Source organism: Sorangium sp. So ce145, assembly GCF_051525985.1.
Taxonomy (GTDB): Bacteria; Myxococcota_A; Polyangia; order Polyangiales; family Polyangiaceae; genus Sorangium; species Sorangium cellulosum_B.
Window position 1 is genome coordinate 7,071,589 of record NZ_CP150315.1, and the last position, 16,034, is coordinate 7,087,622.

Consider the following 16,034-nt stretch of genomic DNA (forward strand, 5'->3'; position numbering starts at 1 on the left):
GTCGGCGGCCGCCGGGCGCCGCGATCATCGTCGGCGGGCGGCCCAGCTGCAGATGGGGCAGCCGGTCATGTCGTGGCGCAGCGCCGGGCAGTGCTCGCGGCCGAAGTAGATGAGCTGCAGGTGGAGCTTGTTCCACTGCTCGGGTGGGAACGTGCGCTTCAGGTCGCGCTCCGTCTCGACGACGTCCCTTCCGGACGACAGCCCCCAGCGGAACGCGAGCCGGTGAATGTGGGTATCGACCGGGAAGGCGGGGTGGCCGAAGGCCTGTGCCATGACCACCGAGGCCGTCTTGTGACCGACCCCCGGCAGGGCCTCCAGGGCCTCGAACGAGGCGGGGACGACGCCGCCGTGCTCGGTCGCGATCCGCTCGCTCAGCGCCTTCAGGTGCCGCGCCTTGGTGGGCGCGAACCCGATCCTCCGGATGAGCTGGGCGATCTCCTCGGTGGGCACCGCCGCCATGGCCGCGGGCGTCCGGGCGCGCGCGAGGAGCGCCGGCATCACCGCGTTGACCATCTTGTCCGTCGTCTGGGCGCTGAGCATCACCGCGACGAGCAGCGAATACGGATCGTCGTGGGCCAGCGGAATGGGCGGGGCCGGGTACAATCGGTCGAGGATCTCGGCGATCCTCGCGGCTTTCTCGGCGCGCTTCACGGCGGCCAGGGCAGCCCGTAGAACGAGAGCAGATCGCCGAGCTCTTCATCGGAGAGGACCTCGCGGGAGAAAGGCGGCATCTGCCCGCCGTAGCCGACGAACCCGCCGTGCCGGACCTTCTCGATGAAGACCAGCCGCCGGTCGGCCTCCGTGTACTCGCCGAGCGGGTGCTCCTCGAGCGTCTGGTCGGGCAGCGCCGGCGCCCGCGGCACGAGCCGGCCTTCCCCCGAATGGACGCGCCCGTGGCACGAGGCGCAGGCGCGCTCGTGGATGCGCCCGCCCGCGGCCGCGTCGCCAGCCGGGATCTGGCTCAGCTCGTAGACCGGCGTGAAGGGGACGGCCTCGGCCGCGCCTCCATCGCTGGGCAACGACTCCAGGTAGGCATAGATGGCCTGCGCGGCGTCGTCGTCGGCGGTCCAGGGCAGGTCCTTCGTCATGAAGTAATAGAGGCAATGGTTGATCGCGCCGAGGAGCTCGACCTCTTGCCCGCCCCAGTAATGCGGGCGCTCGACGGCGCCGGCCAGCGGGGCGCCCGGGAGCATGGCGTCGCCCGCGTCGCCGGCGACAGCTTCATGGCACGTCGAGCAGGAATAGCGATTGAAGCGCGTCTCCGCGATCGACGGGTCCCGGAAGAGCGCCGCGCCGTGGTCGACGGCCGTCGCGTCGACGACCTTCGTCTCGGGATCGCCCGGACAGCCGCAGAGGAGCGCCGCGCACGCGAGCGCGGCCGCAAGGCTGCGGGGCGCCCTCACGGCGCCTCCGGCGCGACGCGCACGAGCCCGTCGGGATAGAGGCCCACCTCCGTGTCGCTGAGCGTCTCCAGCGTCTCTGGATCGAGCCGGAGCACCCTGCCGGGCGTCGTGATCCTGTCGCCCTCGCAGACGAGGAAGAGCCCGTGCTCCTCGTCGAGCTGCGCGAGGTGCGGCCGCATGCACTCGTCGGCGATGTTCCGGGTGACGACGCCGTCGTCGTCCGGGGTCACGCCGATCCGCACGATGGTGTCGGGCACCTGGGTCGGCACATAGATGGCGCTCCCGTCGGGGGTCCACGCGGGGAAGTAGGGCGCGCCGATCGTGAGGATCTTCCGGGAATCATCGAACGTCTCCGACGCGACGTCGAAGAAGCGCACGTCCCTGCTCTCCGTGCTGCTCACGGCGATGGTCTTCCCATCGGGCGACATGACGGCCGCGTAGGGCCCGTAGTTGTTGGAATGGGGCGACGGGCTGGAGGTGGACCCCACGGGCACGCGCTTCACCTCGGCGGAAGGGTCCGTCAGGTCGACGATCGCGAGCACGTCCTCGCCGTAACAAGCGACGTAGGCGCGGGCGCCGTCCGGGCGCGAGAGGGCGATTCCGTGGGCGGCCATGCAGACCGGGATGAACTCCGGCTCGGGCGACCCCGAGAGCAGGACCTCCTCGGGATCGATCACCGCGAGGGACGAGCGCGCCGCCTCGACGTTGCCCGGGTTGTCGAGCACGCGTTTCAGATCGAAATGAGAGACGACAACGCGCCTGCCGTCCTCCGAGATCACGATGTCGCCCGGGTTGGCCTCGACGCGCACCTGCCCGAGGATGCGCAGATCGTCGAGCGCGAGCTTCTGGACGTAGCCCGCCACCACGCTCCCGCCGTGCACCGCGTGGGGGCCGATCGCGCCGGCGATGTCAGGGTACGACAGCGCGACGTAAACGGCGCCGGCTTCCGCGTCCACGGCCACATGGTGAGGCCCGTCGATCGTCACGGGATCGCGGCCCACGGGGTGGACGCCGAACCGCTCCCCGGTCGCGAGCGAGACAAGAGAGATCGTATCGGAGAGGCTATCGCTCACCAACCCCATCCCGCCCTCCGGAATCGTGATCTCGGGAAGTCGGTCCGGATACGCGTCGCCCTCGTAGGCGCTGTAGCGGTATTCGATGATGGGCTCGGGATCGCTGCAGCTCACCAGCATCGCCGCCGCGAGCGCGCAACCCAGGAATCGCGAAATGACCATAGATGACCTCGAGACGAGCGCCTCTGGCTCGGACGCGCCGCATCCTAGCAGCCGCCGGCGCGCCGGCCGCGGCTCCGCCCTACCATGGCTCGGCTCGCTCGTGCGCCTGGACGTGACGCTCCGCGGCGCCGCGACGCGCGACGTGGGACGTACTACGCGCGTTCTGCGCTCTCTCTTCCTCGGTCGGCGCCGGCCCTCGACGGCAACGCTTCAGCCCGAGTGAACATTTCTTGATCGGGCGCTGTGGTGTTGTCATGTAAGGAAGCGATGAGCCAGACACGAGCGGTGGGCATCGCAACGTTGGAGCCCGGTCGGCGGCGGATCGTGCGAGCGCGCCCAGGTCGCCCCGCGGCGCGCTTCTTCCTTGCGTCCCTTGCGCTCGCGGCGTGTGCCGGGGAGGAGTCCATCGCTCCGGCGCCGCTCCCTGCGCCGGTCCCGCTGCCAGCGCTCCGCGGCGCGCCGCCGCTGACGACCGCTCGCACCTGGGCGCCGCGCGCCGCGGTGGCCGATCCACCGGACAGGAACCCCGCTGTCCCGGCGGAGATCGAGCAGATGCTCGCGGAGGGCTACGGCGAGCTCGAGGGCGGGCCGGGGCAGCCGCTCGCCCCGGCGACGCTCGACGACACCCCTCCACCGCCGCGCGGCGAGCGGCCGACGCTCCTGACGAGGTTCGTCCACCTCGCCGACACCCAGCTCGCGGACGACGAGTCGCCCGCTCGGCTGGCGATCTTCGACTCGCCCGGCGTGTTCGCGTCGGCGTTCCGCCCGCAGGAAGGGCACGAGTGCCGGATCCTCAACGCCGCCGTCCGCACGATCAACGCGCTCCATCGGAGCACGCCGATCGACTTCGTCCTGCTCGGCGGCGACAACGCCGACAGCGCGCAGACGAACGAGATCGCGTGGTTCTCGGCCATCCTCGACGGCGCCGAGCGCGTCGAGTGCGACTCGGGCGCTGACGACGACCCCGTGCCAGGCCCCGACAACGATCCCAAGGATCCGTTCTTCGCCGAGGGGCTGCTCGTGCCCTGGCGATGGGTGACCGGCAACCACGATGTCCTGCACCAGGGGAACTTCCCGGTGCACACGCGCGCCGAGCTCGCGACGGGGAGCTGGTCCGACGGCGGGACGCGCGACTGGTCTCTCCCCGGCGCTCCGGTGATCACGGGCGAGGTCGTCCCCGACCCGAGGAGAGCGCTCCTGAGCCGCCCCGAGGTGCTCGATCGGGTCGCGGCGACCGGCGACGGGCACGGGATCGGGCCCGACGAGCGCGCGTACGGCAAAGCGTTCTACGAGTTCGACATGAAGGACACCCCCCTTCGCGTCATCGTGCTCGATACGGCCGCCGAGACGGGCGGGCCGAACGGCGTGATCCTCCAGGACGACGTCGATCGGTTCATCCGTCCCGCGCTCGATCGCGCGAAGCGCGAGCGCAGGTGGGTCATCCTCACGTCCCACCACGCGTCGCGCTCGCTCGGGGACGGCTCCTTCGCCGCGACGGGCACCCCCGCCGTGCCCGGCGCGATCGACGTCGATGCGTGGCAGTCGCTCGTCGGCGGCTACGACAACGTCCTGCTCCACCTCGCCGGACACACCCACGTGCACCGGGTGACCCGGGTCTCTCCAGCCGGCGGGCACGCGTACTGGGAGCTCGAGACCTCCGCGCTCGCCGACTACCCCCATCAGGTCCGCGTCATCGAGATCTGGGACGAGGACAACGGCTTCGTCGCCATCCGGGGCGCCGCCCTCGACTACGCCGTCGACGACGACCCGATCGCCGCCGAAGGGCGCCGCCGGGCCGTCGTGGACGTCACCTCCGGCTTCGGCGACGACGGCCGCGGAGAGCCCTCGTGGCGCAACGTCGAGCTCTCGATCGCGCGGCCTGACTGATCTCGCGCGCCGCTCGCCGCGGCCGCGGGCACGCTGACCCAGCCAGCCGGAGGCCTGCCACGGAGGGATGAGGGATGCGCGTCGGCGCCGCCGCGCGGCGGCCTCGCGCGGGCGGCCCCAGCCGCCGCTCACCCGCCGTCGCGCAGCGGCACCGTCTCCCGCAGCTCGATCGACAGCGGGGGTCCGCCCCCGCTGCGGATCGCGGCGGCCATCGTGTGCCGCGCCGAGGGCTGGTAGAGCGCGAACTGCCAGGCCGAGCGATCGTCGCCGAGCCGAGGATCGAACGAGATGCCGATCGCCGGTCCATCGTCCAGGTGGAACGAGAACTGATCGAGCGGGATCGCGAGCCCCATCCCGCGCGCCTTGATGTACGACTCCTTGAGCGTCCAGTACTCGAAGAAGCGCGCGCGCTGCCTCTCCGGCGGCAGCGCGCGCAGCGCCCTCACCTCGCCCGGCGAGAAGAAGCGATCGGCGATGTCCACCGCGCTGCTCGCGCGCTCGGTGTCCTCGACGTCGACGCCCACGTCGCGATCCAGCGCGACCAGGCAGGCGATCAGCCCCCGCGTGTTCGACAGGTTGAACCGGATCGGCGGCACGCCCGGAGGTCCTGCGATCTGCGGGCGGCCAAATTCGTTCCGGACGAACGACCACGCCTCGGGCGCGACGTTCGCGTACTTCGAGAGGACCGTGCGCACGAGGGCGCGGGTGAGCAGGTACTCGTGCCGGTTCTCGGCGAACAGGAAGCGCGCCTGCTGCGCCGCCTCGTCAGGCGCCATCAGCCGGTGGTACGCCTCGAGCAACGCCTCGTCGCGAGCCGAGTCGCAGAAGACGTACCAGAGGTGCGCGGCGCCGGGGCCGATCGTGAGCATCTACATCCTCGGCGGCGCCGCGCCTGCAGGGCCCGGCAGGATCTCCCGAAGGCAGCTGTCGGCGCTGCGCTCGACGGGCCGCTGGCGCGGATATCCGAACGACACCTCCTCGAAACGAACACCGTCGATCCAGTCGGTGCGGGGGATGTGGAGGTGCCCTGACACGACCACCCGCGCGCGGAACCGCGTGTGCCAGTCGTGCGTGCGCCGCGTCCCGCACCAGATCGAGAAACGCGGGATGTGTTGCAGCCGCACGAGCTCTTCGCGCAGCGGGAAGTGGTTGATGAGCACCGTGGGGCGCCCCTCGATCGCGCCGAGGCGGGCCTCCGTCGCGGCGAGGCGGGCCCGGCACCACTCGGGCCGGCTGGCGTAGGGGGCCGGGTCGAGCAGCTCCTCGTCGCTGCAGAGGACGCCGCTCTCCATCGCCCACGCCACCGCGTCGCGCTCGGGCACGCCGTCCGGCCGGAAGCTGTAGTCGTAGAGCAGGAACATCGGCGCCAGCACGTGCGGTCCGCCCTCGCCGTCCCAGAGCACGTAGGGGTCTTCCGGCGTGAGCACGCCGCGGCTCCGACACAGCTCGACCAGCCGCTCGTACCGGGCCTGGCCGCGCGGACCGCCGCGCTCACTCGGCATCGTATAGAGCTCGTGGTTGCCCGGCGTCCACACGAGCCGCTTGAACCGCGGACCCAGGGTCTCGAGGACGTAGATGAGGTGCTGCTCCGTCTCCCCGAGATCACCGGCGAGGATGAGCCAGTCGCTCGGCCGCGGCGTCATGCGCTCGATGGCCCACCGGTTCTCCGCATACCCGACGTGGAGATCGCTGAGTGCGAAGAGCTTCATCCGAATACCGCGCCGCCGGGGGCCGGCCCGGCGAGCCGGCCGCCCCCACCCACACCACGGCCGACGACGGGCGTCCACTGCCGAGCGCCGCCGCCGGGCGCAGCGGCACCCGGGCAAGGCGACACCCCTTCCCCATTTTGCGCCCGGTTCCGCGGCTCCTGGCGCGCCGCATTAAACTAGGGCTCCAATCCTTGTGCCACCTGTGCTACGCGCGTGTGAAGTCAGCACCATGCCTCTGCCCCAACGACAAGGTCTTTACGATCCGGCTTTCGAACACGACGCATGCGGTCTCGGATTCGTCGCCACGCTCCGCCGTGAAGCGACGCACGAGGTCGTTTGCCAAGCGCTCGAGATCCTCGAAAATCTAACCCATCGCGGCGCCGCTGGCTGCGACCCCTGCACCGGCGATGGCGCGGGCGTCCTCCTCCAGATCCCGCACGAGCTGTACGCCACGTCCCTGGCCGCGCTTGGCATCGCGCTGCCTGCTCCCGGCGACTACGCCGTCGCGACGGCGTTCTTCTCCCAGCTCCCGTCGCGGCGCCGCCAGTGCGAGGCGATCCTCGAGGCCGCGGTCGTGCACCACGGACAGCGCGTCCTCGGCTGGCGCGACGTCCCCATCGACGACGCGGCGCTCGGCCCGATCGCGCGCGACTCGCGCCCCGCGATCCGCCAGCTGTTCATCGGCAGGGTCGCGCCTCGCCAGTCCTTCGAGCAGGTCCTGTATGCGATCCGCAAGCGCGCCGGCCGCGCCGCCAACGCCGACGACTTCTACATCACGTCGTGCTCGTCGCGGACGGTCGTCTACAAGGGCCTGATGCTCGCGGAGCAGGTCGCGGCGTTCTACCCCGATCTGTCCGACAAGCGCACCGTGTCGCGGCTCGCGATGGTGCACTCGCGCTTCTCCACGAACACCTTCCCCACGTGGGAGCGCGCGCACCCGTACCGGGTCATCGCGCACAACGGCGAGATCAACACCGTGCGCGGCAACACCGCGTGGATGTCGGCGCGCGAGGCGCTGCTGAAGAGCGATGTCTTCGCGAACGCGATCGAGGACTTCAAGCCGATCATCCGACCGGGCGGCTCCGACTCGTCCGCGCTCGACAACGTGGTCGACTTCCTGCTCGCGAGCGGCCGCTCGCTGCCCCACGTGATGATGATGCTCGTGCCCGAGGCCTGGGCGCTCGACCCGGACATGTCGGCCGAGAAGAAGGCGTTCTACGAGTACCACGGCTGTCTGATCGAGCCGTGGGACGGCCCCGCGGCGCTGTGCTTCACGGACGGACGGCTGATCGGCGCGACGCTCGACCGGAACGGTCTGCGCCCCGCGAAGTACGTCGTGACGAGCGACGGGCTCGTCGTGCTCGCGAGCGAGTTCGGCGTCCTCGACATCGAGCCGGCGCGCGTGATCCAGAAGGGGCGCCTCCAGCCGGGCAAGATGTTCCTCGTCGACACGACCGAGGGTCGCGTCGTCAGCGACGACGAGATCAAGCGCCGCGTCGCGACGCAGAAGCCCTACGCGGCGTGGGTCGCCGAGAACAAGATCGATCTGCGCGCCCTCGAGGACGTGCCGAGCCTCTACACCATCCCGCACGCGGACCTCCGGGGCCTGCAGCAGGCGTTCGGCTACACCGAGGAGGACCTGCGGATGATCCTCGGGCCGATGGCCACCCTCGGCGAGGAGCCGGTGGGCTCGATGGGCATCGACATCCCGCTCGCCGTTCTCTCCGAGAAGCCCCAGCTGCTCTTCCGCTACTTCAAGCAGCTGTTCGCGCAGGTCACGAACCCGCCGATCGACCCGCTCCGCGAGGAGATCGTGATGTCGCTCGTGAGCTGCGTCGGCGGCGAGGGCAACCTCCTCGAGGAGACGCCCCGCCAGTGCCGGATGCTCGAGCTGCCGCACCCGATCCTCACGCAGGACGACCTGTCGAAGCTGCGGAAGAACGTCTTCCCCGACTTCCGCGCGGCCACGCTGCCCATGTACTTCCCGGTCGACGGCGACCCGGAGGACAACCTGCGCGCCGCGCTCGCCAAGCTCTGCAAGGACGCGAGCCGCGCGATCGCCGACGGCGCGAGCATCCTCATCCTCAGCGACCGCGGCATCGACGAGACGCTCGCCCCCATCCCGAGCCTGCTCGCGGTGGGCGCCGTGCACCACCACCTCATCAACGAGGGGGCGCGCACGCGCGCGGGCATCATCGTCGAGACCGGCGAGGCGCGCGAGGTCGGCCACATGGCGCTGCTCATCGGCTACGGCGCCGGCGCGGTGAACCCGTACCTCGCGTTCGAGTCGATCGCGGCGATGTGCCGCGACAAGACCCTCGGCGCCGACCTCTCGCCGACCGCGGCGGGCTCGCGGTACGTGAAAGGGCTCAAGAAGGGCATCCTGAAGATCATGTCGAAGATGGGGATCAGCGCGCTCTCCAGCTACCAGGGCGCGCAGATCTTCGAGGCGATCGGCATCGATCAGCTCGTCATCGACGCGTACTTCACCGGCACGGCGTCGCGCGTCCGCGGCGTCGGGCTGCGCGAGATCGCGGAGGAGGCGCTCGCGCGCCACCACGCAGCCTACGGCGAGCGGGCGCGCGCGCACCTCGACGTCGGCGGCCACCACCACTTCCGCGTGTCCGGCGAGCGGCACCTCTGGACGCCGCAGTCGATCGCGTCGCTCCAGCGGGCGGTCCGCCTCGACGACGCGAAGAGCTACGCCGAGTACGCCTCCATCATCAACGAGCAGCAGGAGCACCCGATGTCGCTCCGCGGGCTGTGGGACTTCAGGCCCGCGGGCCCGCCGGTGCCGATCGAGGAGGTCGAGCCCGCCGCCTCGATCGTGAAGCGCTTCGCCACGGGCGCCATGTCCTTCGGGAGCATCTCGAAGGAGGCGCACGAGACGCTCGCGATCGCGATGAACCGGATCGGCGCGCGGTCGAACACCGGCGAGGGCGGCGAGGACCCGGTGCGCTTCCTCCGGCTGCCGAACGGCGACTCGAAGCGGAGCGCGGTGAAGCAGGTCGCCTCGGCGCGGTTCGGCGTCACGGCCGAGTACCTCGTGAACGCCGACGAGCTGCAGATCAAGATGGCGCAGGGGGCCAAGCCCGGCGAGGGCGGCCAGCTCCCGGGCCACAAGGTCGACGCGGTGATCGCAAAGGTGCGCCACTCGACGCCCGGCGTGACGCTCATCTCGCCGCCGCCGCACCACGACATCTACTCGATCGAGGATCTCGCCCAGCTCATCTTCGACCTGAAGAACATCAACTCGAAGGCGCGCATCAGCGTGAAGCTCGTCGCCGAGGCGGGCGTCGGCACCATCGCCGCGGGCGTCGTGAAGGCGCACGCCGACGTGGTGCTGATCAGCGGCGACTCGGGCGGCACCGGCGCCTCCCCGCTCACGTCGATCCACCACGCGGGCGTCGCGTGGGAGCTCGGCCTCGCCGAGGCGCACCAGGTGCTCGTGATGAACGGGCTCCGCGGCCGCGCCATCGTGCAGACCGACGGCAAGCTGATGACGGGCCGCGACGTCGCGTTCGCCGCGCTGCTCGGCGCCGAGGAGTTCGGCTTCTCCACGGCGCCGCTGGTCGCGACCGGCTGCATCATGATGCGCAAGTGCCACCTCAACACCTGCCCGGTCGGCATCGCCACGCAGGACCCCGAGCTTCGCAAGAAGTTCACGGGCGCGCCGGAGCACGTCATCAACTTCTTCTTCTACGTGGCCGAGGAGCTCCGGCAGATCATGGCGCGCCTGGGCTTCCGCACGCTGACCGAGATGGTCGGGCGCTCCGACTGCATCGTGCAGCGGAGCGCCGGGCTCCACCCGAAGGCGAGGAAGATCGACTGCTCCGAGGTGCTGTACCGCCCGAAGGAGGCGCTCACGAGCCCGACCCACTGCGTGGAGCTGCAGGACCACAAGCTCGACCGGGTGCTCGACCTCAAGCTCATCGAGAAGGCGCGCGCGACGATCGACGGCGGGGCGCCCGTCGTCATCGAGACCCGCGTCAAGAACTCGGATCGGACGCTCGGCGCGATGCTGAGCGGCGAGATCGCGCGCCGCCACGGCAGCGCCGGGCTCCCCGAGGACAGCATCGTGGTCAAGTGCGCCGGCAGCGCCGGCCAGAGCTTCGGCGCCTTCGCCTCGCGGGGCATGACCCTCGAGCTCGAAGGCGACGCGAACGACTACGTCGGCAAGGGCCTCTCGGGCGGCGTGGTCGCTGTGCGGCCGCCGCGCGAGGCACCGTTCCGGCCGGACGATCAGGTCATCGTGGGCAACGTCGTGCTGTACGGCGCGACGGGCGGCCGCGCGTTCTTCAACGGCCGCGCGGGCGAGCGCTTCGCGGTCAGGAACAGCGGCGCCACCACCGTCGTCGAGGGCGTGGGCGACCACGGCTGCGAGTACATGACGGGCGGCACCGTGATCATCCTCGGCACCACCGGCCGCAACTTCGGGGCCGGCATGAGCGGCGGGCTCGCCTACGTCTTCGACGAGGACGCGCTCTTCGAGGCGCGCTGCAACAAGGAGATGGTGCAGCTCGAGACGATGACCGCCGCCGACGCCGAGTCGGTGCGGGCGCTGCTCGAGGAGCACGTGCGGCGCACGGGCAGCCGGAAGGCGATCGAGCTGCTCGAGTCCTGGCAGGCCGTCCTGTCGAAGTTCGTGAAGGTCGTCCCGAGCGAGTACCGCCGCGCCCTGGAGGCCGCGGCGTCGCCCGCGACGAACGGAGCGGACGGGTCCGACAGGCTCGTGTCTCTCCTTTCTCCTTCCACCCCCTATGTTTCCACCGGACGTTACATCCCCGCCAACGCGGGTCCCCTGAGCACGGGAGAGAGGTCGGCCGCCCATGGGTAAGGTACGAGGCTTCCTCGAGATCCAGCGGGTCGACATCAAGAAGCGGCCCGTCTCCGAGCGTTTGAACGACTGGCAGGAGTTCGAGCTCCCGGTCCCCGACGCCGAGCTGCGCGATCAGGCAGCGCGGTGCATGGACTGCGGCATCCCGTTCTGTCACGACGGGTGTCCGCTCGGGAACCTGATCCCCGACTGGAACGATCACATGTTCCGCGATCGCCTCCCCGAGGCGATCGCGTCGCTCGACGCGACGAACAACTTCCCCGAGTTCACGGGGCGCGTGTGCCCCGCGCCTTGCGAGGCGGGGTGCGTTCTGAACATCGAGAGCAAGCCGGTCACCATCAAGAACGTCGAGCGCGCGATCGCGGATCGCGCGTTCGACCGGAACCTGGTGGCGCCGGTCATCGCGAAGCAGCGCACGGGCAAGAAGGTCGCGGTGATCGGCTCGGGGCCCGCCGGGCTCGCTGCTGCCCAGCAGCTCGCGCGCAAGGGCCACGACGTGACGCTCTTCGAGCGCGACGACCGCATCGGCGGCCTGCTCCGGTACGGCATCCCCGACTTCAAGATGGAGAAGCACCTCATCGACCGGCGCATGGAGCAGATGCAGGCCGAGGGGGTGACGTTCCGCACGGGCGTCCACTGCGGCGTCGACATCACCGGCGACGCCCTGCGCGAGCAGTACGACGCCGTCGTGCTGTGCGGCGGGGCGCGCCGGCCGCGCGACCTGCCGGTGCCCGGCCGGGAGCTGAAGGGCGTCCACTTCGCGATGGATTTCCTGACCCAGCAGAACAAGCGGGTCGCCGGCGACGTGATCCCCGACAGCGAGGCGATCTTCGCCACGGACAAGCGGGTGGTCGTCATCGGCGGCGGCGACACCGGCTCCGACTGCCTCGGCACGAGCCACCGCCACCGCGCGGCGCACGTGACGCAGCTCGAGCTCCTCCCCCGCCCCCCCGAGCAGCGCTCGCTGACGAACCCGTGGCCCGCGTGGCCGCTCATCCTCCGCACCTCGTCCTCCCACGAGGAGGGCGGCGAGCGCGACTGGTCGGTGTCGACCACCGCGTTCCTCGGGGACGAGCACGGGCACGTCCGCGCGCTCCAGGCGACGCGGGTGAAGCTGGAAGGTGGGAAGTTTGTGCCGGTCCCGGGCAGCGAGTTCGAGATCCCGTGCGAGCTCGTCCTGCTCGCGATGGGCTTCGTCGGCTCCGAGCGCGAGGGGCTGCTCGAGCAGCTCGGCGTCGAGATGGACCAGCGCGGCAACGTGAAGGCCCACGGCGGGCGCACCAGCGTGGAGGGCGTCTTCGCCGCCGGCGACATGTCGCGCGGACAGAGCCTCGTCGTCTGGGCCATCGCCGAGGGGCGCAAGGCCGCGGACGCGGTCGACGCGTACCTGATGCAGCCGGCGAAGCGCCGGCTGGCGCTCGCGGCGGGCTAGAGCTCGATCGTGCGAGCGCTGGTCTGGGACGGAACGGCCGCGCGCGTCATCGACCGCGACCCCCCCTCGACCACGGCCGGCATGGCCGTGGTCGAGGTGCGGTGCGCCGGGATCTGCAACACGGATCTCGAGATCATCCAAGGTTACATGGGCTTCCGCGGCACGCTCGGGCACGAGTTCGTCGGCGACGTCGTGGAGGGCCCGGCCGCCTGGCTCGGCCGGCGCGTGGTGGGCGAGATCAACTTCGCCTGCGGCCGCTGCGAGAGCTGCGCGCGCGGGCTGGGCAGGCACTGCCCGACGCGCACGGTCATGGGCATCGTCGGCGCCGACGGCGCGCTGGCGGAGCGCGTCGCGGTGCCCGTGGCGAACCTCCACGCCGTGGCCGACGGGGTCGACGACGAGGAGGCGGTGTTCGCGGAGCCGCTCGCGGCGGCGTTCGCGATCCTGGAGCAGGTGCGCGTGACGCCGGGCGCGTCGGCGCTCGTGTTCGGCGACGGGAAGCTCGGCCTGCTCATCGCGCAGGTGCTCCACCAGGCTGGCGCCCGCGTCCTCGCGGTCGGCAAACACGAGGAGAAGCTCGCCCTGCTGCGCGCGCAGGGCATCGCGACCGAGCTCGTTCGCCCGGAGCCCTCGGGCCAGGCCGACGCCGGTGCCTCGCCGCCTCTGGGCGCCTGGGCCGGAGAACCGGCCGAGCTGGTGGTCGAGGCCACCGGCACCGCCGAGGGGTTCGTGAGGGCCGTCCGCGCGACCCGGCCCAGGGGCACGCTCGTGCTCAAGAGCACGGTGGCCGGGCTCTCCAGCGTCCACCTCGCGGAGCTCGTCATCCACGAGATCACCGTCGTCGGGTCGCGCTGCGGGCTGTTCGGGCCAGCGCTGCGCGCCCTCGAGGCCCGGACCGTCGACGTCCGCTCCCTCGTGTCGGCGCGACTCCCGCTGGAGCGCGCCGCAGAGGCGCTGGCGGCCGCCGCGGCGCCCGGCGCCCTCAAGGTGCTCGTCACCCGCTGAGCTCGGTGAGCTCGCCGCTCGCTGACCGTCGCCTGCTCGCCCGGGTGGCCTGCGGCCAGCGCGGCAGGTCCGCCAGGCGCATTGCGTGAGAATTTCTCGCGGCTGTCCGGAATAGATCCTCCTAGGGAGCCGCAGACCGCGCCCCCGATCAGGAGCTGCGATGAGCGCGAAGGACAGCCCACACCACGACGACCGCCGAGAGGACGCCCACAACGAGGCCCGGCGAGCCAGGGAGAGCTGGGAGCAGGAGCGGCTACGGGAGCTCGACCTCGTCGGCATCGAAGAGGATGCGTCGACGTTTTGCCTTCATTGTCGCCGTGAGCGGCTGGGGCAGCTCGCACGGGCCCAGGCGCGCGGTTCGGTGCTGTTCGAGCTCGTCAGGCGTGAAGGGCTGAGCCCTCTCCCCCTCCACGGCCCCCGGTCCGCGGCCGAGGGCGGTCACACGCCGGGGTACCGGCGCGACCTCCGGGAAATCGCAATGCACAAGCGCCGCGCCCTGTGGCTCCCCCTCGCGTGCCTCGCGCTCGGCGCGCTGGTGCTCTGGGTGGCATTCGCCCTCCTGAGGCGCTGAGGGCGAGGGGCCGCTCGCGTCCGGATGTGATCAGGACAGGGAAGCGGTTGTTGGTGGAGGGGCGCAGATTCGTGCGTTATGGGCTCACCTGCGCTGCGCGGCGCTCCTAGCGGCGGAACAGGCCGGACATGAACCGCGATGGCGGCGGGAGCTGCCGCGGACGCCACGCCGACGCGGCCACGATGGACACGCCGTTGCGCATGAGCAGGAGCGCGGGCTCGTCGCTCCGGACGTCGAACCCCTGGCTCAGGCGGAGCGCTCCGCGGACCAGCGACTCGTGCGGCGAGACGCGGAGCGGCTCGAAGCCGTTCATGCGGAGGCGGCGCTGCCAGGCGCCCCGGCGCTCGTGCCGCTCGACCCGCGCGGCCCCCTCGCCCACCACCACGTTCATCACCTCCTGCCCGAAGAAGACCTGCTCGATGGTCTCCCGCGCGGCGATGTGCGGCGGGAGCAGCGCCTCGAGCGCCTGGAATACCGCGTAGTAGTGGCCGATCGCCTCCGACAGCCGCGGGAGGAACTGGTGCGCGTTGTGCTCCACATCCGGCTCGACGAGCGTCAGCACGCGCGGCGACAGCGCGCGGATCCTCGTGAGGATGGTGTCGCGGTTCGCGGTGGCGTGCACCGAGGCATCCGGCACGTGGTGCAATGCGAACGCCGCATTGACCGCGATGGGCGCGTTGGAGCGGGACGCGATACGGCTCCAGTCGACGCGCTCCACCGAGGACGCGACGCCGTGGAACTCGAAGGGGACCTTCAGCCGCTCCGCCCACCCCCCGATGAACGCGCCCGCCCAGCGCAACCGCTGCTCGGGATCGGGGCCCCGGCACGGCAGATCGATGCCGGTCAGCCGGACCCGCGGCGGGCCGCCGGGCCGCGTGGCCAGCCGGTGTAGCAGGAACGGCCACTGCGTACCGCCGCCAACACCGATGTCGATGACATGGATCTCCCCTTCGTCCTGGAACGCCTCGACGATGGCCGCGTTCGCGCTGAGGTAGCCGAACCGGATGAGCGGCGTCGCGTGGACGAGCAGCTGAAACGCCGCGAGCATGTCCCGCGGCCCGGCGCTGCGCAGGTACAGATTCCCGTCGCCGGAGCGATCTCCGTCCAGGCGGGCGAGCAGCGCCCGGCCAAACACGCCAGAGATGCGTTCGGACGCGTCCCCTGTATCGGGCTCGGCCCGCAGGATGCCCTCGATGAGGGCCCTCGCGCGCTCGGTATCCCCCGCGTCGATCGCCTCGCCCGCCGCCAGGAGGCGGCTCAGGAACGGGCGGCGACGCGAGTGGGTTTGGCGGGTCCCCGAGCTCGGCTGCTGCCCTGGGCTGGACGCGGTCGAGCTGGTGGGCCCCTCGATGTGCGCTCGCAGGCTAAGAGGCGCCTCTTCGGCCGATACGTGTCTACGGATCGCGTTCATGGTGTCCAGGGCTGTTCAACCAGGCAGCCCGCCGTCCTGGCTGGGCTCTCCGCGGGCAGCCGATTTCAGGCGAGAACGCATGACGTCGACCAGCTCGCAGGAGCCAGGGGTTTCAATGTTTGCACATGTCGCTGAGGGAGAGCCCGACGGCGAGCAAGGGGCGGGCGCTCGGCGACCGCGCGCCCGCGGCAAGGCCGCGAAGCGCGGCGCCCGCCCGTGACGCGACCTGAGCTCGCAGGGAGACCCGACAGACAACTCTCTGTACATCGATGAAGCCGCCCGCCCGGTCAAGTCCAAGATCGTCATTGTGCGCCGCGCCCCCGTCCTCGTGTTCCGCGCGCCGTCCGAGCCAGTCTTCTGGAGACAGACGTAGGCACTCGTAGGCGTCCCGCGAGGCGCGCGTGATCGCGCCGCAGGCGGAAGCCCCGCCGGCCCCGGCGCGCGCGGATCGCGTGGAGCGCGGCCTCGATGACGCAGGCCGCGCGCGACGCACGGGCCATGGAACACTTCACCGATGGTCTCTTCAGGGCGCATCGTGGGCTCC

11 protein-coding genes are annotated in these 16,034 nt (G+C 71.3%); 5 read left to right on the plus strand and 6 right to left on the minus strand.

Annotated elements, in window-relative coordinates; all coding sequences use genetic code 11:
• Positions 1–24: 24 nt before the first annotated feature.
• From WMF34_RS26035 to WMF34_RS26045, 3 genes are read right to left on the minus strand one after another with little or no spacing between them, the layout of a single operon-like run.
• The gene (locus WMF34_RS26035; protein WP_012237685.1) at positions 25–651 is read right to left on the minus strand and encodes an endonuclease III domain-containing protein; all 627 of its coding nucleotides are present in this window, start codon (positions 649–651) and stop codon (positions 25–27) included.
• Entirely contained in the window at positions 648–1,403 is a 756-nt protein-coding gene (locus WMF34_RS26040) for a c-type cytochrome (protein ID WP_012237686.1), read from the minus strand. Before WMF34_RS26040 ends, WMF34_RS26035 begins: the two co-directional genes overlap by 4 nt.
• Positions 1,400–2,638: a YncE family protein gene (locus WMF34_RS26045; protein ID WP_437989464.1), complete on the minus strand. Its 1,239-nt coding sequence runs from the start codon at positions 2,636–2,638 to the stop codon at positions 1,400–1,402. The genes WMF34_RS26040 and WMF34_RS26045 overlap by 4 nt, the downstream gene beginning before the upstream one ends.
• A gap of 267 nt (positions 2,639–2,905) precedes the next feature.
• Between WMF34_RS26045 and WMF34_RS26050 the strand changes: the two genes are divergently transcribed.
• Positions 2,906–4,525 carry a metallophosphoesterase gene (locus WMF34_RS26050; protein WP_012237688.1) on the plus strand — a complete coding sequence of 540 codons (1,620 nt, stop codon included), beginning with the start codon at positions 2,906–2,908 and terminating at the stop codon, positions 4,523–4,525.
• Between the two features lie 128 nt (positions 4,526–4,653).
• Here the strand turns inward: WMF34_RS26050 and WMF34_RS26055 are convergent, their stop codons facing one another.
• A complete protein-coding gene (locus tag WMF34_RS26055) occupies positions 4,654–5,394 on the minus strand; it encodes a 4'-phosphopantetheinyl transferase family protein (RefSeq protein WP_012237689.1) in 741 nt (246 codons plus the stop codon).
• Positions 5,395–6,234, minus strand: coding sequence for a metallophosphoesterase family protein (locus tag WMF34_RS26060; RefSeq protein ID WP_044965782.1), 840 nt, complete (start codon positions 6,232–6,234; stop codon positions 5,395–5,397).
• Positions 6,235–6,463: 229 nt separating this feature from the next.
• Here WMF34_RS26060 and gltB point away from each other — a divergent pair, with 229 nt between their 5' ends.
• The 4 genes from gltB to WMF34_RS26080 all read left to right on the plus strand — a co-directional run bounded on the left by gltB (position 6,464) and on the right by WMF34_RS26080 (position 14,079).
• Entirely contained in the window at positions 6,464–11,071 is a 4,608-nt protein-coding gene (gene gltB, locus WMF34_RS26065; protein WP_012237691.1) for a glutamate synthase large subunit, read from the plus strand.
• Positions 11,064–12,503 (plus strand): glutamate synthase subunit beta, encoded by a 1,440-nt coding sequence (locus tag WMF34_RS26070; protein WP_012237692.1) that lies wholly within the window; start codon positions 11,064–11,066, stop codon positions 12,501–12,503. The genes gltB and WMF34_RS26070 overlap by 8 nt, the downstream gene beginning before the upstream one ends.
• 9 nt (positions 12,504–12,512) lie before the next feature.
• On the plus strand, positions 12,513–13,508 hold the full coding sequence (locus WMF34_RS26075) for an MDR/zinc-dependent alcohol dehydrogenase-like family protein (RefSeq protein ID WP_437989465.1): 996 nt from the start codon (positions 12,513–12,515) through the stop codon (positions 13,506–13,508).
• A 160-nt stretch (positions 13,509–13,668) separates the two neighbouring features.
• Positions 13,669–14,079, plus strand: coding sequence for a hypothetical protein (locus WMF34_RS26080; RefSeq protein ID WP_012237694.1), 411 nt, complete (start codon positions 13,669–13,671; stop codon positions 14,077–14,079).
• A 106-nt stretch (positions 14,080–14,185) separates the two neighbouring features.
• Here WMF34_RS26080 and WMF34_RS26085 read toward each other — a convergent pair whose 3' ends face one another.
• Positions 14,186–15,490, minus strand: coding sequence for a GRAS family protein (locus WMF34_RS26085; RefSeq protein ID WP_012237695.1), 1,305 nt, complete (start codon positions 15,488–15,490; stop codon positions 14,186–14,188).
• Positions 15,491–16,034 lie beyond the last annotated feature (544 nt).